The organism is Hyphomonas sp., assembly GCF_037969335.1.
GTDB lineage: Bacteria > Pseudomonadota > Alphaproteobacteria > Caulobacterales > Hyphomonadaceae > Hyphomonas.
This window is the reverse complement of sequence record NZ_JBBKXE010000021.1, coordinates 24,675-43,815: the sequence shown is the minus strand read 5'-3', so window position 1 is coordinate 43,815 and position 19,141 is coordinate 24,675. Positions and strand designations below refer to the sequence as shown.

The window sequence follows — 19,141 nt, the reverse complement described above, 5'->3', positions numbered from 1 at the left end:
GCCATTGCCAATGGCATCATCCTTCGCGGCGCCGTCGTGCAGATCGGCCCGCATGCCATCGACCGCGAAAAATGGGATTGGGCGCAGACGGAAAAGAACCCGTTCTGGTGCCCCGATGCCGACATGGCCGCGCAATGGGAAACCTTCCTTGATGCCACCCGCAAGTCCGGCAGTTCAGCTGGCGCCATCGTCGAAGTGCATGCCAGCGGCGTCCCCGCCGGCTGGGGCGCGCCGGTCTATGGCAAGCTCGACGCGGAACTCGCCGGCGCAATGATGAGCATCAATGCCGTCAAGGGCGTCGAGATCGGCGCTGGCTTTGCCGCCGCCGCCTTCAGCGGCGAACAGAATGCCGACGAGATGCGCGCCGGCAATGACGGTGTCCGCTTCCTCGCCAATAATAATGGCGGCATTGCAGGCGGCATCTCGACCGGGCAGGACGTCGTGGTCCGCATCGCGATCAAGCCAACCTCGTCCATCCTCAACGAAGTGAAATCCGTCACCCGCGATGGCGAGGACGTCGACGTGCGTACTGTCGGACGCCACGACCCGTGTGTCGGCATTCGCGCCGTACCGGTCGCCGAAGCGATGATGGCCTGTGTCCTGGCCGACGCGAAATTGCGTCACCGGGGCCAGACCGGTCGCTAGGCCGGCTTGCGCCAGGTCGTAACCTTGGTGAGGAAGGCGAGCGTTTCGCGTTCGTCCGTGAGGCCCGCCGCACCGCAGGATGCCGCCAGGTCCCATGACAGGTAGGTCTCGTAGTAAGGCTCGTGGAAGCCGTGCGGGAAATATTCCAGCAGGCCGTCCATCTCGGGATAATCGCCGAACTGGGTACTGTCGGCGAGGATGAACAGGCCGCCCGGTTTCAGGACGCGCGCCACCTCTGCCAGTACCTGCTCGCGCACCTCTGGCGGCAATTCATGGAACAGGAACACCGACACGATCATGTCGAGACTGGCATCCGGAATCGGCATGGCCTCGGCGGCCTCATGCAATACGCTCACCTGAGGCCAGCGCGCGAGGCGCTTGCGCGCCGCATCGGTATAGCTCGGCGAAAGGTCGAGCCCGGTGGCCTGAAGGCGCGGATACACGCTCATCACCCGCGACAGGAACCGGCCATTGCCACAGGCCAGGTCGAGTAGGCTGACAGTGCGCTGGTCGCGGCCTTTCAGCTCACGCGAGATTTCGGCCAGCGCCGCCCGGCGCATCGCATCGGCCGTCCCCGTGAACAGCGCCTCGACCTGCGTGTCGTAAAGCTCGGCGCTCTCGTCGGTGAACCAGCCGCCCGACTGGTAGTGGAAATTCTGGCGGTAATAGTCCGGGTAGCGGTTGGAATCTTCAGGCAGCGTGTCGCGGATTTCCGTGCCGTCGCGGGCCTGGCGCCGTCGGTCGACTTCGGCAACATCGGCGCGAAAGGCCCGGGCCGATTTCAGGGCATTGGGCAGGTCGCGCACGCGCACATCATGCGGCGCCGGATACAGGCCCGCTTCCGCATTCAGCCGGTCCTGGATGAACAGATCAAGATAGGCCTTGCGCAGCGCTGCCATGTCCGGCGTGCCGCGAGTCGGCTCGAATTTCGGTTCGCCGGCCCGGTTGAAGCCGCCGACATTGCGCCGGGCGGCGGACATCTGCGCGCCATACCAGGCCGAGCGCAGGCCCTGTTCCGCCGCATAGCGTGCGCGTGCAGCCGTTTTCGAGGCGATACCGAGCAATCCCATGCAGGCAATATGGGACGCAGCAGGAGGCGCGTCCAGCTTTCAGGTCCGGTTCAGGTTGGCCTTGCGATGCTGCCCTTTAGTCTGGCGGCATCGTGCCTGCCGAAAAGGAGACATGCGATGATGAAACTGTCGCTTCTCGCCGGAGCCGCAGCCCTTTTGGCGCTGGCGGTTCCTGAAACAGCCGCTGCACAGGCGGGGTATGGCTATGCGCCGCAGAACACGGCATGCGAACGTCAGCGCGGCGACGACAAGCTCGCTGGCGGCGTGGCAGGTGCCCTGATCGGTGGCCTCATCGGCGGTGCCATCGGCAATAACATAGATGGCAATGACGACCATTATCGCGGTCGCCGCGGGTATCGTGGCCGCGGATATGATCGCGGCTACAGGCGCAGCTATAATCGCGGCCATTCCCGCAGCAGCGACAATAGCGATCAGGTCGTCGTGGGTGCCCTGCTCGGCGCGCTCGTCGGCGGCATTGCCGGCAGCGAAATGGCGAGCAGCTCCAGCGCGAATTGCGGATCGTCCGGTCCGACGCCCTACCAGCCTTCAAACACATACCAGGGCGGCTCCATTCCGCGCACGACCGACGGCCTCTATGGCGGTCCGGAAGTGATGCAACCGCGCTACCCGGCCACGCCGCCGCCGCCGCGTGCCTATCCGGCCTCCTCCGGCTACAATGATGGCTATTCCGACCAGGGCTATGACAACCAGCCCTATTACGGCGAACAGGCTTACGGACAGGAAGAGTGCCGCACAATCTATCAGTACGGCGAACACGTGCTCGCCTGCCGCAATAGTCCCACCGAAACCTGGCGCGTGGTGGGCGACGGCGCGCAGGACCAGGAACTCTACGGCTACTGAGCCCTGACCGCGTGAAACAGGCGTTCGGCATTGCCATCGCCGCCTGAAATCGGGCTGGCCGTCCAGGCATGGATGGGCCAGCCTTTTTCATTCATCCATTCAGAAAATGCCTCAGCCGCCCGTTCGGTGGCGGCAGCATCCGTGACCAGCCCGCCCTTGCCGACATGGGCACGGCCGACCTGGAATTGCGGCTTGAACAGGCCAACAAAGTCAGCGCCGGACGCCGCGAGGCTGAGCGGGACGTCCAGCAGTTTCTCAAGCCCGATGAAACTGGCATCGCAGACAAGCAGGCTCGGCGGCGCGGGCATCATGGCGGCGGTCAGGGTGCGGGCGTCTTGGGCCTCCAGCGAGGTGACGCGCGCGTGGCCCCGCAGGGAGGCATGGAACTGCTCCCGGCCAACATCAATGGCAGTGACATGCGCCGCGCCCGCCCGCAGCAGCACATCCGTGAAGCCGCCGGTCGACGCGCCGATATCGAGGCAGTGGCGCCCCGCCGGATCAACGCCGAACACCTCAAGCGCATGCGCGAGCTTCAGCCCCCCGCGCGAGACATAAGGGTGCGCCGCCTCCGCAAGGATCACATCTTCGGATGAAAGCATCTGCGACGGCTTGGCAACGACCACGCCATTCGCGCTGACCCGGCCTGCCTCGATGGCGGCACGCGCCCCTGCCCGGCTGTCAAAATGCCCGAGAGACACGAGGAGTTTATCGGCCCGGTCTTTCATTTAATGAAACTTCCCCTGCAATTCCTGCGTTGTGCCCTATAATGGTTTCAAGATCGACAGGAGACCCGCCATGCTGGACCGACTCGCCATCTCACTCTTTGCCCTTTCCCTCGCTGCCTGTAGCCAGGAGGCCGCCCAGCCACAGGAATTGCCGGACGAGCCGTTGCCGACCGTCGCAGAAATGCCCGGCCCGGCGGACGGCGTCTATCCCTCGATGATGCGCTCAACGGCCTCGATCATCGGCGACGAAGGCACCGAGATCGGCACGGCCAACCTGCTCGGCGGACCGAATGGCATCCTGCTCCGCGTGGAAATTGCGCCCGGCGGCCTGACACCGGGCTGGCACGGCCTGCACCTGCACATGGTCGGCGACTGTTCCGATATCGGGACGTTCAAGGCCTCCGGCGGGCATGTCGGCATGATCGAGGGCGGCCACGGCCTGCTCAACCCGAAAGGTCCCGAGAGCGGCGACATCCCGAACATCTGGGCCGGGGCGGACGGCGCGGCAGGCTATGAAGCGTTCACCACGCTGACGCAGATGTCGGACCTCACCGACGCCGACGGATCAGCCATCCTGATCCATGAAGGCGAAGACGACCACATGAGCCAGCCCATCGGCGGGGCTGGCGCGCGCGTGGCCTGCGGCGTCATCAAATAGGGCGGCCTGAAAGCCCGACATCCTCAGACAGGCGGCGCAAGATCGCTTCGCCCATGGCAGCATGGCGCGGCGTGTCCCGCCGTCCTGTTTCGAGCAGGGTCACCCCATAGAACACGGCCCAGCCCATGGCGCGTGAACAGGTCGCGCCTGACATGCCATAGGCTGCGACCGCCTCGGCCCGCGCCCGGGGCTCCGCGAACAGCGACCAGATAGACGCCAGGTCCGTGGCCGCATCCCCGGCGCACATATCCCCCCAGTCGATGAAGGCGGCCAGCTTGCCCTGATGGACCAGCACATTGCGCGCATGCACATCGCCGGCAATCCAGGTGGGCGTCACATCCATCGGCGCACTAAGGGCTTCGGCCCAGGCCTGTTCGATCGCAGGCGTGATGGCATCCGTCTCCTGCTTGAGGATCGCCATGCGGCGCTCAGTGTCGGCCTGCTTGCCGGTAAGCGGGCAGTCTCGCACGGGATTCTTCGGTGCATCGGCAGGTGCAGGCTGGTGCACCGCCCGGAGGAACCGGGCGAGTACAGGTGCCTCCGAAGAATCCGGCGGCGCGAGGTCGGCAGCCTCGCCTTCGATCCAGGGCAGGATGTTCCAGACGAAGGGATAGCCCGCGCCCGGCATGCCCGTTCGCAGCGGCGCCGGGATCGGTAGCGGCAGGCTGGGGGCAAGCCGGGGCAACCAGGCCTGCTCGTTCTTCAGCAAGGCTTCAGCAATCGCCCGGCGCGGCAGGCGCGCCAGAAGGTCATCGCCGATGCGCAACATGACATTGTCCCAACCGGCATCGAGCAGGCGAATCGGCAGGTGCGCCAGGTCGGCGTGCTGGTCGCGCAGCAGCGCGCGCAGCAGGTCCGGTGTGATCTCCACCTCAGCCTGTGGCGATGCGGGGGCGTCTGCTGTCATCCTATCGTCCTCTTGCGCTCGCCAGCGGACCGATACACGGTGTGCCCCATAAGAAAAAGACGTGGGAGGACACACCAATGACCCGAATGACCCGACGCAGCGCCCTGCTGGGCGGCAGCGCACTTGCCGCCCTGGCCGCTTGCAGACAAAAAAAAGCGACGCCTGAGGCTGCGCCCGTAGTCGCCGCAACCCCGCCGCCAGCTGCGCCCGTCCGCATGGACGGCACGGCCATGGCCGCCGCCATTGCGGCAGGCGAAACCACGGCGCTCGAACAGGTCAACGCCGCGATTGCGCGGGCACAGGCTGTGAACGGCCAGCTCAACGCCATCGCATCGGACATCTATGACACGGCACGCGCCGAGGCCGGCCAGACACCGGCCGGTCCGTTCCAGGGTGTCCCGACGTTCATCAAGGACCTGCACAACTGGAATGGCGCGCCGACCTATTATGGCAGCCGCGCCTTCGAGGGATACCTGCCCGGCAAGGATGATCCGCTGCCGGCCAGATGGCGCGCCGAAGGCGTGGTCGTGCTCGGCAAGTCGACCACACCGGAAATGGGCCTGATGGCCTCGACCGAACCGCTGGTCACCGGCGATACGCGCAATCCATGGGACACGACCCGTATTGTCGGCGGCTCCTCCGGCGGATCGGCAGCACTGGTCGCCGCCCGCGTCGTGCCGTTTGCCCATGCCAGTGACGGCGGCGGTTCGATCCGCATCCCGGCCAGCACGTGCGGCGTGTTCGGCCTGAAACCCTCGCGCGGCCAGCTGCCCGCACATGACGGCCCGGACGGCCCGCCGGTCGACATTTCGGTGCAGCACGCCGTGACGATCTCAGTACGCGACTCCGTGAACCTGTTCCGCGACACCCAGACGAATGACGGCACGTTTGCGCCGCTCGACGCAAACCTCCAGCCGCTGAAGCGGCGCCTGAAGATCGGTTTCACGACCGATGCCTTTGGCGGCACGCCGGTGGCACCGGAAACCAGGGCCGCGCTGGATGATGTTGCGAACCTCTGCGCCGGGCTCGGGCATGAGATCGTCCCCTACACGCCGTCCTTTTCCGGGCCGGAATTCATCGACAAGTTCCTGCTCTACTGGGCCGCCGGTGCGGCTGACTTCGCCCAGCAGGCCAGCGCCTATTCCGGCAAGCCGATCGGCCCGGACATTGTGGAGCCGTGGACGCTGGGCCTGACCGAAATGTTCATGGCCCGCAAGGACGAGATGGATGCGACTGTCGGCTGGTTGAAAGCCTTCGAGGCCGTCTACGATTCCGGTTTCGTCGATCAGGGCATTGACCTGCTGCTCACCCCGACGACGGGCAGCCCCGCCGTGAAGCTTGGCGAACAGGCCCCGACAGTGCCTTACGACACGCTGTACGACCGCATCATTACGTTCGCCGCCTTCACCGCGCCAATGAACGTATCCGGCGCCGCGTCCATGAGCGTGCCGCTGTCATGGTCACCATCGGGCCTGCCCATCGGCTCGATGTTCTCGGGCAAGCGGGGCGACGACCAGCTCCTGTTCGAACTGGCGCTGGAACTGGAAGCCGCCCGGCCATGGGCCGACAGGCTGCCGGGCGTTGTCGCCACCTAGATGATTATCGAGCCCGCACCCGTGACCAGCCCTGATACGGACGATGTCCTTGGCATCGAGCCCTTCCTGTTTGGTTTCGGGTTCGCGGCCGATGGTGCGGCCACACCGCTGAAATGGGAAGACGTCCTGTCCGGCGACATCGCGAAATATGCGCGCGTCTGGCTGCACCTCAATCGCCTGTCACGCCAGGCACAGGGATGGCTGTACCGCAAGAGCGGGCTCGACAAGCTGGCGGCGCAATCCCTGTTGCAGGAAGACACGCGGCCGCGGTCATCGCGTCACGGCAACGGTTTCCTGATCAACCTGCGCGGTGTGAACCTGAATGCCGGCGAAGCACTGGAAGACATGCTGGCCCTACGCATGTGGGCGAGCGAGGGGATGCTGATCACGCTGCGGTCGAAGCCGATCCAGGCGACACGCGATGTCGCCGCCATGGTGAAGGCCGGAGAGGCCCCTCATTCAACGGGCGGTCTCGTGGCCGCGCTGGCCAACGCACTGACCAACCAGATGGAGCCGGAAATCGCGGCGTTCGACGAACAGGCGGATGGCTTCGAGGATGACATCCTTGATCCGGACGTCCGCGTCGGCCGCGCCGAACTGGCAGAATTCCGCCGCAAGGTGCTGGCCTTGCGCCGCTATATCGTTCCCCAACGCGAGGCATTGTCGCAGCTCGCGCGGGAGGGCAGCGCGGCAGCCTTCTTTTCCGAGACGGACGTGCTCTACCTGCGGGAATCCGTCGACCGCGTCACCCGCCTTGCGGAAGACCTTGATGCCATCCGGGAGCGCTCGGTTGTCCTTCAGGAACAGATCATGGAAGAACGCTCCGACCTGATGAACCAGCGCCTGTTCGTCCTGTCGATCCTGTCGGCTGTCTTCCTGCCGATCAGCTTCGTGACAGGCCTGTTCGGGGTCAATGTCGGCGGCATTCCAGGCGTGGACAGTCCGATGGCATTCGGTATCCTGATTGTCTCGCTTGTGGTGGCCACGGGCATCATGCTGGCGGTCTTCCGCTGGCGCCGCTGGATCTGACAACCAGGCCTTCCCCGGCGTCACGTGTTAACCATAACTTTCGGCCTGCCGCGAAAACGACGCAGTGCTTTCGCTATAATTCAACGATGTTCACGTAGTTAAAGCGCGAAGTGGCGCTTACCTCAGCGGCGCACAAACCTATATTGGCATAAACCAATCCCCGGGAAGACATATTCAGTGAACCGCTCTGTCGCCATCGCCACCAGCCTTCTCGTTGTTATCGTTGCCTATTTTGGCATTCGCAGCATCATGCGCGGAAGTATCAGCTCACAGAGCGACGTTGTCGTGGCCGATACTGCGCCCAAAGTCCCCGAGGCGATTATCGAAAACGTGTCCAGTTCAATGCACCGTGTCGTGCTTGAAGCCAAAGGCCGGACAGCGCCCGACAAGGCCGTCACGGTGAAGGCGGGAACGACCGGCACCGTGGTCGCGACGCCCGCGCGGGAAGGCAGTTTCGTGCGCAAGGGCGCGCTGCTCTGCGGCCTCGACGTCGAGGCCCGTAGTGCCCAGGTCAAGCAGGCCGAGGCCCAGCGCGATTCCGCGAAGATCGAATTCGACGCTGCGCAGTCGCTCGCCGCAAAGGGCCTGACCCCCGCCAATCGCGAAGCATCGGCGAAGGCAACCTTGGATGCGGCCGAGGCCGCCGTGAATGCCGCGAAGGTTGAGCTTTCGAAAACCCAGATACGCGCACCGTTCGACGGCGTATTCGAGACGCGCCTCGCCGAGGCCGGCGACTTCCTTGCGCCCGGCGCAGCCTGCGGCGTCATGGTCGACATGACACCGGTGATCGTGGTCGCCGAAGTTTCCCAGGAATATGCCGGTCGCCTGAACCTCGGTATGGACGCAACGGCGAAATTGGCCAGCGGCGAATCCTATCCCGCTCGCGTTCGCTACATTTCGCGTACCGCAAGTGAAGCGACGCGCACCTTCCTGGTCGAAGCCGAACTCAAAACAGGCGATGCCCTCGTCCCAGCCGGTGTTTCCGCATCGCTGATCCTGCCCGTGGACACTGTGCCCGCTACACTGATCTCGCCGGCGCTGCTGACCTTGTCGGACGCGGGCGAACTTGGCCTGCGCTATCTCGAGGCGGATGACACGGTACAGTTTGCGCCGGTCAGGGTGATCGACGAGGGCGTCGGTGGCATCTGGGTGACCGGCCTGCCAGACACGGCACGCATCATCTCGATGGGTCAGGACTATCTCAGCGAAGGGGTAAAAGTGAAACCCGTGGCCGCTGGTGGAGCCGTACAATGAACAATTTGATCGATGGTGCGATTGGCCGGGCCCGCATGGTGCTCGCCATTCTCGTGTGCGCGATCATCGCCGGCACGGTTACCTATATCGGCCTGCCCAAGGAAGCCGATCCCGACATCCAGATCCCCTTTGTCGGCATCACTGTGCCGCTTGCCGGCGTGACGCCTGAAGATGCCGAACGCCTTCTGGTCAAGCCGATCGAGCAGGAAATCCAGTCGCTCGAAGGCCTGAAGACCTTCAGCGGCTATGGCGTCGAGGGCGCCGGCCAGCTTGTTCTGGAATTCGAACTGAGCTCCGATATCGACCAGGCCATCCTCGACGTGAAAGACAAGGTGGACATGGCCAAGCGCTATTTCCCGGCAGACGCGCGCGAGCCCATCATTACCGAAATCAACGCCGCGCAATTCCCCGTCATGGTGGTGAACCTGTATGGTGACGCGCCCGAGCGGGGCCTGAACGCCATCGCCGAGGATCTCCAGGATCGCCTTGAACGGGACGCCGGCATCCTTGAGGCGCGTATCGTTGGCCGCCGCGAAGATGTGCTGGAAATTGTCATCGATCCGGTCAAGCTCGAAACCTACAACATCTCCTATCAGGAAATCTATCAGGTCGTTTCGGCAAACAACCAACTCGTGCCAGCCGGCCAGATTGATACGGGCGAAGGCAGTTTCGCCGTCAAGGTCTCCGGCCTGATCCGCACCGCTCAGGACGCGTTGAGCCTGCCCATCCGGCGCACGGAAAACTCGGTCGTGACCCTTTCGGACGTGGCCGACGTACGCCGCACGTACAAGGATGCGACCAGCTATGCGACGTTCAACGGCCAGCCCGCCCTACTGATAGAAATAGTCAAGCGGACCGGAGCGAACATTCTCGACACGGCAAACTTCGTGCGCGACACAATCAAGGAGCAGGAAAAGACCTGGCCTTCCACCGTGAAGGCACAGGTCACATCTGATGCATCCGAACTGATCGGCGAACAGCTTGGCCAGTTGCAAAGCTCGATCGTCACGGCCGTGTTGCTGGTGATGATCATCTGCGTCGCCGCGCTTGGCTGGCGCTCTGCCCTGCTCGTCGGCATTTCGGTCCCGGCCTCGTTCGTGATGGCCTTCCTGATCCTTGGCGCCTTTGGCTACACGATCAACATGATGGTCATGTTCGGCATGGTGATCGCCGTCGGTATCCTCGTCGATGGCGCGATTGTGGTGACGGAATATGCCGACCGGAAGATGGCGGAAGGACTCGACCGCAAGGAAGCCTACGGCCTCGCCGGCAAGCGCATGTTCTGGCCCGTTGTGGCATCGAACGCGACCACGCTCGCCGCCTTCGTGCCATTCCTGTTCTGGAATTCGATGCCCGGCAAGTTCATGGCCTACCTGCCGATCACGCTGATCTTCGTGCTGTCGGCCTCGCTCGTGATGGCGCTTATCTTCCTGCCCGTGCTTGGCTCCGTGATCGGCGCCCGGCCGAGCGGCACGAACGAAGACCTCGCGGCCCTCGCCGCCGACGCTGATCCCGGACAGGCCAAAGGCTGGCTCGGCGGCTATGTCCGGCTCGTCAAAGGCCTGATTGCACGCCCATTGATGGTGACCGGCGCCGCGATCGGTTCAGTGATCCTCATCTTCATGTGGTTCGGCGCGACACCCCACAAATCCGAATTCTTCCTCGATATCGAACCTGAGCAGGCTTACGTATTCATCCAGGCACAGGGCAGCCTGTCGGCAGCGGAAGAAGCCGTCCTCGTTCACCGCGCCGAAGCGGCCATCAACCATGTCGATGGCATCGAAGACATTTCGACCCGGACAGGCAATTCAAACGAAGGCGGGTTCAGTTTCGGTGGGGCGTCCCCTCCGGTTGACACGATCGGCCAGATTCTTCTCGACCTGGCGACGGATGACGGCGTGCATGACGGGCGCAAGACGCTTGTGCATGTCCGCGAGCTGCTCGATGCCGTTCCCGGTCTAAGGTACCAGATACAGGCCCGTGAAAATGGTCCGCCTGCGGGCAAGGACGTGCAGATCGCTCTCCTCTCGGAGGATGCCGCCGCCCTGAATGCGACCGCCGAACTTCTGCGCATCAAGCTCGAAAGCATGAGCGAATTGCACGAGATTGACGATACACGTCCCCTCCCGGGTATCGAATACCAGTTGGACGTGGATCGTTCGGAAGCCGGCAAGTTCGGCGTCGACATTTCACAGGTCGGCGCGGCTGTTCAGCTGATCACCAACGGGATTCTTGTCGGCCGTTACCGGCCTGACGATGCGCCGGACGAAGTCGATATCCGCGTCCGCTTCCCGCAGAGCGACCGCAGCGCAACAGCGATCGACCAGCTTCGCATCGCAACGCCGGCGGGCAATGTGCCGCTGTCACTGTTCGTCACGCGCGTTCCCGCGCCGCGGGTCAGCCAGATCGAACGCCGTGATGGCCTGCGCGTCATCGATGTCCGCGCCAACGCGATCGAGCAAGGCGCAGGCGCCGACGTTGTCGCAAGCCTGAAGGACTGGATTGCGCAGCAGGATATTCCCGGTTCCGTCGAGGTCCGGTTCGAGGGCGCAGATGAAGATGCCGCTGATGCCGGCGCATTCTTCGTGGGCGCCGCCTTGTCGGCCCTGTTCATGATGGCCGTCATCCTGCTCTGGGAGTTCAACAATTTCTGGCAGGTCCTGCTGACGCTGACGGCCGTGATCATTTCGACCGCTGGCGTATTGGTCGGCATCCAGCTGATGCTGCCTTATGTGTCCGTCCTGATGATCGGTACCGGGGTCGTCGCACTCGCCGGCATTGTGGTGAACAATAATATCGTCCTGATCGACACCTATAACCGCCTGCGCAGCGATGGCCGCTCGCCGGAATACGCAGCGATCGCCACGGCTGCCCAGCGCATCCGTCCGATCCTGCTGACCACCGGCACGACGATCTGCGGCCTGCTGCCGATGGTGTTCCAGCTGAACGTGGACTTTGCCCATGGCGCGATCAATTTCGGCAGCGCCTCGTCGGAATGGTGGGTGCAACTCGCCACAGCCGTCGTGTTCGGCCTCGCCTTCTCGACGATCATGATCCTGCTGGTCACACCGGTCTGGCTGCTGGTCCCGTACCGTGTTGGCCGTTGGGGCCGCCGGATGCGTGACCGGGCCCTGCGCCGCGACCCGGCCGATGCCGCGCACGTCCGGTCTGACGGTCGCAAACAGGAAGACCGCGACCGGATCCTGCCGGCCGCGGAATAGATCTGCTGGCTAAGGCGTCCTTCAGGCGACGACACCGCCCGGCTGGACTTCCGTGAACCGTCCGCCATCCTTGGCGAGACGCTTCAGCGTGGCCGCCGGCTTGAACCGGTCGTCCTCGGCGCCCAGCCGTTCCATCGTGGCGAGCACCTTGTCGGCGCCAACCATGTCGCCGTACAGCATCGGGCCGCCCTTGTCGGCAGGCCAGCCATAGCCGTTCAGCCAGACGATATCGATGTCCGACGCGCGCTGGGCCATCTTCTCCTCAAGGATTTTCAGGCCTTCATTGATCATCGGATGGATACAGGTCGCGATGATCTCGTCCTGCGAGGGCGCACTGCCCTCAGTGACGCCGGTGATCTCGCGGATGATACCGGCGGTGACCTCTGACGGGATCGGCTTGCGGCTCTCATCATAGTCGTAATAACCGGCGCCGGTTTTCTGGCCGCGGCGATCCAGTTCGCACAGCGCATCGCGGATCGGGTTCGCCGTCTTGGCGCCCTTCTTCCAGCCGATATCGAGGCCGGCCAAGTCTGACATCTGGTAAGGCCCCATGCGGAAACCGAACGCATTCAGCGCAGCATCGACATCCCAGGGCATGGCCCCGGCATTGACGAGTTTCTGCGCCTGCGCCTGACGCGCAAACAGGATACGGTTGCCGACAAAGCCCGGGCAGACGCCGACCAGAACCGCGATCTTGTTGATCGTGCGTGCCAGGTCCATGCAGGTCGCAATGACATCATCGGCCGTCTTGTCCGCCCGCACGATCTCCAGCAGCTTCATCACATTGGCCGGCGAGAAGAAATGCAGGCCGATCACGTCGCCCGGACGGGACGTCACGCTGGCGATCTCGTCAATGTTCAGGGCGGATGTATTGGTCGCGAGGATCGCGCCCGGCTTCATGATCCGGTCAAGATCGGTGAAGATCTTCTTCTTGATATCCATGTCCTCGAACACGGCTTCGATGACCAAGTCGCAATCAGCGAGGCTTTCCATGTCGAGCGTACCCTGAATGCGGGACATGCGGGTTTCGACTTCGTCCTGCGGGAAGCGGCCCTTGTCGGCGCTGCGCTGGTAATTGCCGCGCACGACGCCGATCCCCCGGTCGAGGGCTTCCTGTTTCGTCTCGAGAATGCGCACCTCGAACCCGGCCGTGGCAAAGTTCATCGAGATGCCGCCGCCCATCGTACCGGCGCCGATGATGCCGACCGTCTTGATCGTGCGGCGCGGCGTGCTGGCCGGCACGTCAGGCACGTCCCACGCGTTGCGGCCGGATTCGGCGATATAGGCGGAGACCTGTTCAGGGGTCATTTCGCGGGCTTGTGTCATGTCTGTTTCCTCATTGTCATGTTTGGTCCGTGCTCAGGCAGCGGGCTGTGGCTTGCGTGTAAAGACGGTCTGGGCCTGGCAGAATTCCAGCACACCTTCCTGTCCGCCTTCAACACCGATGCCCGATTGTTTGAAGCCGCCAAAGGCCGCATGCGGGCTGAGGTGCTGGCTCTCATTGATCCAGACCGTGCCTGCCTGAAGGCTTGTGGCAATCTCCTGTGCGCGCTCGATGTCAGAGCTCCAGATTGATGCGCCGAGCCCGTACTCGCTGTCATTCGCGCGTCCGACCACTTCATCGAGATTGTCGAACTTGAGGAGCGGCAGGACCGGGCCGAACTGTTCTTCCTGCACGATGCGGGCAGTTTCCGGCGGATTGTCGAGAATCGTGATCGGTACAAAATAGCCCGGCACGTCGGCTGCGTCGCCGCCGATCAGGAACTTGTAGTCATTGTCCTTGGCGTCCTGGATCAGCTCGAGCACGCGCTTGTACTGGGCCGAATTCTGGATCGGGCCGATCTGCGTGCCCTGCTCTGCCCCGTCGCCGACCTTCACGGTCTTCGCATAAGCGACGATGGCGGCCTTGAGCGGTTCGTAGATGTCCTTGTGAATATACATGCGCTTGGTGGCGATGCATATCTGGCCCGTATTGCGGAACGCCGCCCAGAACAGGTCTTCAGCCACCTTCTCCACATCCACGTCCGGCATCACGATGGCCGGATCATTGCCGCCGAGTTCCAGCGTCACCCGTTTCAGCGAATGCGCCGCGCTTTCCATGACTTTCTTGCCGGTCTGGGTCGAGCCGGTGAAGCTGACCTTGTCGACACCCGGATGGGCCGTCAGCCAGGGGCCGAGGCGGTCCGACCCGGAGATCACGTTAAGCACGCCGTCGGGCAGCACGCCGCGCAGGAGTTCGCCAATGCGCAGCGTGGTCAGCGGCGTGGTCGGGGCAGGCTTCAGGATGACCGTATTTCCCGCCAGCAATGCCGGGCCCAGCTTGAAAGCGGCGAGTATGATCGGGAAGTTCCACGGAACGATGGCCGCGACCACGCCGATGGGGCCATAACGGGTGACAGCATGGCGCTCTGCGGAATCTTCCGAGACATGCTCGGGGATATCGTGTTTCGATGATTCCATCAGCCAGAAGGCACCGCCACCAACATCGCCCTCGGCATCCGGATGCGGTTTGCCCTGCTCGCGCGTCAGCAGGCGCGACAGCTCGGGCAGGTTCTGCATGATCACGCCCGCCATGGCGTTGAGGAGTTCGCGGCGCTTGGCGATCGGCGTGGCTTTCCATGCTGGAAGCGCCGCACGGGCGGCGGCAACGGCGGCATCAAGGTCCGCTTTGGTGCAGTCGGGCGCCTTGGCGAAGGCCTTGCCGGTCGCTGGGTTCTCGACATCGAACGCCTCAGAGCCTGAAACAGCCTGCCCATTGATGGTCATCGTGATGTTCAGGTCGGTCATGCGTGTGGTCCTCCGGAATGGCGCCTTGTCTCGGCATGTTCGGGCTGGTCGCCTGAATATCGCGCCAGCGCCTTGTTGGGAGTGACTGAAGCAGAAAGCGGGCACTTTCGCCAGTCGGGTCCCTACGGCAGCTTCGAATGGAAAGAAGGTTTTCCGGCGCAGAGCGACAACGTGCCCCGACCGCCGACCTGCTCGGTGTGAGCGACGCGTTCTGACGCCTGGAGCAACGCATGCGCGCTCCCGAACCGAAAGTGGCGCGTCATCTCGCGGCACTTTTACTTGTACACTCGTACTTCTCCGGAAGATTATGCAGGTTTGACCATACGCTGGATCCGCAAATCATTCCCGACCGCGTCATCTTCTGCATAGCGAAATGGCTTCGTGTTTCGAAATTAGGTTCTTGAAATCGATTCAGTACAATCGTACTACTTGGCGCCAACACGTCACTCAGTTCAGACGGGCATCGCGTCTGTCCCGGAAAGTTATCAATGAAACGTATCGCCATTATCGCAGCCGCTCTGATTGTTGCCCTGATTTTTGGGCGCTTCGTCATTTGGCCTCGTCTCAATCCGGCAGAAGGCGGCACCGACAGCGCGCTGACGCTCTATGGCAATGTCGAAATCCGACAGGTGGATCTGGCGTTTCGGGTTCCGGGCCGTCTCGATGTCGTCAATTTCGAAGAAGGTGACACGGTTTCGGCTGGCGACGTGATCGCGGTTCTGGACATCGCGCCTTTGCGTGATGCTGTTGCGCAAGCCACGGCCGAGGCGTCAGTGCGAAAGGCGGAGCTTGCACGGCTAAAGGCTGGAAGCCGGTCGCAGGAAGTCGACCGGGCACGCGCCTATGTCGAAGAACTGGAGGCGAATGTTCTGGTCGCACAGCAGACCTTTGACCGACAGGCAAAGCTGCGCGACAGCGGATTTGCGTCACCACAAGCCTATGACATTGCCCGCGCCGCACTCGACGCAGCCAAAAAGCGCCTTGTCGCAGGTCAGAAGGATCTGGCGCTGGTGAAAATCGGACCGCGCGCAGAAGATATCGCTGCGGGCGAGGCCGGGGTTGAAGCTGCCGAGGCAGCCGTCGCGCAAGCTGAATTGAGCCTTGGAGACACAAGCCTGCTCGCGCCATCGGACGGCGTATTGCTTGCAAGGGTACGTGAACCTGGGTCAATTGTTGGCGCTGGCGTACCGGTTGCCACGCTGGCCCTGACCAAGCCGGTCTGGGTGCGCGCCTATGTCGACGAGACCGATCTTGGCGTCGTCGTACCGGGCAAGGCAGCGAAAGTATTCACCGATAGCGCACCAGACAGCGCCTATCAGGGACAGGTTGGCTTTGTTTCCCCCGTCGCGGAATTCACGCCTCGTGCGGTTCAGACGCCGGATCTGCGTACAGATCTCGTCTATCAGGTCCGGATCATCATCGATGCGCCAGACGGCGGCTTGCGCCAAGGCATGCCGGTAACGGTCAAATTGAGTCGCTCGGCCGCGGCAGATTGACGGCGCAGATGAGCGATGCCGCGATCACCTCTCCGAAGCCCCTCCCCTTCGTCCAGATCAACGAGGTGACGAAGCGATTCTCCGCAAAGGGTCCGGCGGCACTTGATGCCGTATCCGGAACCATCGAGACCGGCAAGATAACCGGACTCGTCGGCCCCGACGGAGCCGGAAAGACCAGCCTGATACGCCTGTTGACCGGCCTTAGCCGACCCAGCGACGGCGACGTGCTCATCGATGGAAAGCGCGCTCATGCTTCGCAACGCCACCTGCATGAAATGCTCGGCTACATGCCGCAACGCTTTGGCCTGTACGAGGACCTGAGCGTTATGGAGAACCTGGACCTGTTTGCCGACCTGAAGGGGCTCTCAGGCGACCAGAGGGAAGAGACCTTTTCCCATCTGCTGAAGTTCACCGATCTGGCACGGTTTACCACGCGGCTGGCCGGCGCCCTGTCCGGTGGCATGAAGCAGAAACTCGGCCTTGCCTGCGCATTGCTGACCCGGCCCCGCCTGCTCCTTCTGGATGAACCATCGGTGGGGGTTGATCCCATTTCGCGTCGGGAATTGTGGTCGATGGTTGGCGAACTCGTCGATGACACGATGGCCGTGGTCTGGGCAACGGCCTATCTCGACGAAGCAGAAAAATGCGATGACGTCCTCCTGCTCAGCAATGGAAAGCTGTTGTATTCCGGGCCACCCGGCGAACTGACAAGCCCGATGACGGGTCGCGTTTTCCAGGCACATGTTCCGGCGGCGGAGCGCCGCGCCGCCATCGCCCCCCTGTTGCGCGACACGTCGGTGGCAGACGCGATCCTGCACGGCGACGCCATCCGCTTGATCACCCGCCAAGGCGCAGTTCTTGCGCATGTCAGGACGCTGGTGAACGCAGAGATCGTTCCAGCCGCGCCACGCTTCGAGGATGCGTTTGTCGATCGGCTCGGCGGCGGACCGGATGGCCGCTCACCCCTGGCCGATGCGATGAGCAAACATGCAGATACCGGCGAGGCCGTGGTTGAGGCGCGCGGACTGACCAAGCGCTATGGCGACTTTACCGCAGCGTCCAACATCACATTCACCCAGAAGCGCGGTGAAATCCTGGGATTGCTCGGCCCCAATGGTGCGGGCAAGTCGACGACGTTCAAGATGTTGTGCGGCCTGACCGAGCCAAGCGACGGCGAAGGACGTGTTGCTGGATTCGATTTGCGCACAGCGGCTGCCGATGCACGCGGCCGGCTCGGCTATATGGCTCAGAAATTCTCGCTGTACGGCGACATTTCGGTCGCACAGAATCTCTCATTCTTCGCGGGTGTGTATGGTCTTGGCCGCCAGCGCGCCAAAGAGCGGATCGACGCCATGCTTGAGGCGTTCGATCTGACGCCTTATCGGAGCACGACGGCCAAGCAATTGCCACTCGGCTTCAAGCAGCGCCTCGCGCTGGCTGCGGCGTTGCTGCACGAGCCGGAAGTCCTGTTCCTGGATGAGCCAACGTCCGGGGTCGATCCGATCACACGGCGAGAGTTCTGGTCGCACATCAATGCCCTGACGGCGAAGAATGTTGCCGTTCTGGTCACCACGCATTTCATGGAAGAGGCCGAATATTGCGACCGGATCAACCTGATATATCGCGGCAGGACAATTGCTGAGGGCACACCAGAGGCACTGAAGGCGAGCTGCAGCAATGCGGACGGGTCGGTCGTGACCATGGAAGATGCGTTCATTGAGCTGGTCGAGCGTTCGGAACGAGAAGAGGCCGCAGCATGAATAGCTCGTCACTTGCCGCTCCCTTGCGCCGGACCCTGTCTCTTGCGCGCAAGGAGACCTTCCAGATTTTCCGCGATCCTTCATCCATCCTGATCGCATTCATCCTGCCACTGATCCTTCTCCTTCTGTTCGGGTTCGGGATATCCCTCGATTCCAATACGATCCGCATTGGTGTGGTGGTTCAGGATGCACGCGCCGATGCGCGGAGCCTCGTTCAGGCATTTGCGGCGTCCGACTATTTCGAAGTTGTCACAGCGTTTGACCAGACTGCGCTGGAGCCGGACCTTGTTTCCGGAAAGCTGCGCGGACTTGTCGTCATACCGCCCGATTTCTCCGAACGCATGCGGGCGCGCGATCCGGTCCCGATTGAGGTCCTGACCGACGGTTCCCAGCCCAACACGGCGCAATTCGTCGCCAACTATGCCCAGGGTGTCTATGCGGTCTGGCAAACCCGCCAGCTCGGTGATGCAGCCCTGGCGGCCCCGGCTGCGATCACGCCGCAGCCCCGCTTCTGGTTCAACGCCGAACTGACCAGTCGCTACAATCTGGTGCCGGGTTCCACCGCCGTCGTGATGACCATCATCGGCACATTGCTGACCGCGCTGGTGATTGCCCGCGAATGGGAACGCGGCACGATGGAAGCGGTACTCGCGACACCGGTCAGCCGTGCCGAACTGTTGCTGTCGAAGATCGTGCCCTATTTTCTGCTCGGCATGAGTTCCCTGGTGCTGTGCGCGGTGGCTGCAGTGTTCGTCTTCGATGTGCCGTTCCGGGGTTCCGTGCTTGCCCTCGTCCTGGTCGCGGCCGCCTTCCTCGTGCCTGCCTTGGGCCAGGGATTGCTGATTTCGGCGGTGACCAAAAATCAGTTCGTTGCCGCCCAACTCGCCCTCTTTACGGGTTTCCTGCCAGCGACCCTGCTGTCGGGTTTCATCTTCGAAATCAGCGCCATGCCAATGCCGATCCGAACGGTCACGACCGTGATCCCGGCGCGCTATTTCGTGACCAGCCTGCAGACACTGTTCCTGGCAGGCGATGTCTGGTCGGTTCTCATGCCAGCGATTGCGAAAATGCTCGCCGTCGGGGGCTTCTTCCTGACGCTCACCTGGCTGGCCACGCCGAAGCGGATCGCCTGA

15 protein-coding genes are annotated in these 19,141 nt (G+C 63.1%); 10 read left to right on the top strand and 5 right to left on the bottom strand.

Annotation, left to right across the window (positions count from 1 at the left end):
- Positions 1-645: chorismate synthase (gene aroC / locus AADA04_RS01485; RefSeq protein ID WP_340691457.1), on the top strand; the 645-nt coding region annotated here is incomplete at its 5' end.
- Here the strand turns inward: aroC and AADA04_RS01480 are convergent.
- Positions 642-1,715, bottom strand: coding sequence for a class I SAM-dependent methyltransferase (locus tag AADA04_RS01480; RefSeq protein ID WP_340691456.1), 1,074 nt, complete (start codon positions 1,713-1,715; stop codon positions 642-644). The two genes, aroC and AADA04_RS01480, sit on opposite strands and share 4 nt — an antisense overlap.
- Positions 1,716-1,832: 117 nt before the next feature.
- Between AADA04_RS01480 and AADA04_RS01475 the strand changes: the two genes are divergently transcribed.
- Positions 1,833-2,576 (top strand): hypothetical protein, encoded by a 744-nt coding sequence (locus AADA04_RS01475; protein ID WP_340691455.1) that lies wholly within the window; start codon positions 1,833-1,835, stop codon positions 2,574-2,576.
- On the opposite strand, the gene AADA04_RS01470 is transcribed toward AADA04_RS01475, so the two are convergent.
- A complete protein-coding gene (locus tag AADA04_RS01470; RefSeq protein ID WP_340691454.1) occupies positions 2,570-3,301 on the bottom strand; it encodes a TlyA family RNA methyltransferase in 732 nt (243 codons plus the stop codon). The genes AADA04_RS01475 and AADA04_RS01470 overlap by 7 nt on opposite strands.
- 70 nt (positions 3,302-3,371) lie before the next feature.
- Here AADA04_RS01470 and AADA04_RS01465 point away from each other — a divergent pair, with 70 nt between their 5' ends.
- Positions 3,372-3,959, top strand: a complete 588-nt coding sequence (locus AADA04_RS01465) for a superoxide dismutase family protein (RefSeq protein ID WP_340691453.1) — start codon at positions 3,372-3,374, stop codon at positions 3,957-3,959.
- Here AADA04_RS01465 and AADA04_RS01460 read toward each other — a convergent pair.
- Entirely contained in the window at positions 3,952-4,866 is a 915-nt protein-coding gene (locus AADA04_RS01460) for an aminoglycoside phosphotransferase family protein (protein ID WP_340691452.1), read from the bottom strand. The two genes, AADA04_RS01465 and AADA04_RS01460, sit on opposite strands and share 8 nt — an antisense overlap.
- 77 nt (positions 4,867-4,943) lie before the next feature.
- Between AADA04_RS01460 and AADA04_RS01455 the strand changes: the two genes are divergently transcribed.
- From AADA04_RS01455 to AADA04_RS01440, 4 genes are all read left to right on the top strand, one after another.
- The gene (locus AADA04_RS01455) at positions 4,944-6,461 is read left to right on the top strand and encodes an amidase family protein (RefSeq protein WP_340691451.1); all 1,518 of its coding nucleotides are present in this window, start codon (positions 4,944-4,946) and stop codon (positions 6,459-6,461) included.
- Entirely contained in the window at positions 6,462-7,490 is a 1,029-nt protein-coding gene (locus AADA04_RS01450; protein WP_340691450.1) for a zinc transporter ZntB, read from the top strand. It begins immediately after the preceding gene.
- 177 nt (positions 7,491-7,667) lie between these two features.
- Complete coding sequence (locus AADA04_RS01445) at positions 7,668-8,744, top strand: efflux RND transporter periplasmic adaptor subunit (RefSeq protein ID WP_340691449.1); 1,077 nt, start codon at positions 7,668-7,670, stop codon at positions 8,742-8,744.
- Positions 8,741-11,965, top strand: coding sequence for an efflux RND transporter permease subunit (locus AADA04_RS01440; RefSeq protein WP_340691448.1), 3,225 nt, complete (start codon positions 8,741-8,743; stop codon positions 11,963-11,965). The genes AADA04_RS01445 and AADA04_RS01440 overlap by 4 nt, the downstream gene beginning before the upstream one ends.
- Positions 11,966-11,986: 21 nt before the next feature.
- On the opposite strand, the gene AADA04_RS01435 is transcribed toward AADA04_RS01440, so the two are convergent.
- Both AADA04_RS01435 and AADA04_RS01430 read right to left on the bottom strand, forming a co-directional pair.
- A complete protein-coding gene (locus tag AADA04_RS01435) occupies positions 11,987-13,291 on the bottom strand; it encodes a 3-hydroxyacyl-CoA dehydrogenase NAD-binding domain-containing protein (protein WP_340691447.1) in 1,305 nt (434 codons plus the stop codon).
- A 33-nt stretch (positions 13,292-13,324) separates the two neighbouring features.
- Positions 13,325-14,752 (bottom strand): aldehyde dehydrogenase family protein, encoded by a 1,428-nt coding sequence (locus AADA04_RS01430; RefSeq protein WP_340691446.1) that lies wholly within the window; start codon positions 14,750-14,752, stop codon positions 13,325-13,327.
- A gap of 488 nt (positions 14,753-15,240) precedes the next feature.
- On the opposite strand from AADA04_RS01430, the gene hlyD reads away from it, so the two are divergent.
- The 3 genes from hlyD to AADA04_RS01415 are packed head-to-tail and all read left to right on the top strand — an operon-like array spanning position 15,241 to position 19,141.
- Entirely contained in the window at positions 15,241-16,248 is a 1,008-nt protein-coding gene (gene hlyD / locus AADA04_RS01425; RefSeq protein WP_340691445.1) for a secretion protein HlyD, read from the top strand.
- Between the two features lie 8 nt (positions 16,249-16,256).
- On the top strand, positions 16,257-18,008 hold the full coding sequence (locus AADA04_RS01420) for an ATP-binding cassette domain-containing protein (RefSeq protein ID WP_340691444.1): 1,752 nt from the start codon (positions 16,257-16,259) through the stop codon (positions 18,006-18,008).
- Positions 18,005-19,141 carry an ABC transporter permease gene (locus tag AADA04_RS01415; protein ID WP_340691443.1) on the top strand — a complete coding sequence of 379 codons (1,137 nt, stop codon included), beginning with the start codon at positions 18,005-18,007 and terminating at the stop codon, positions 19,139-19,141. The genes AADA04_RS01420 and AADA04_RS01415 overlap by 4 nt, the downstream gene beginning before the upstream one ends.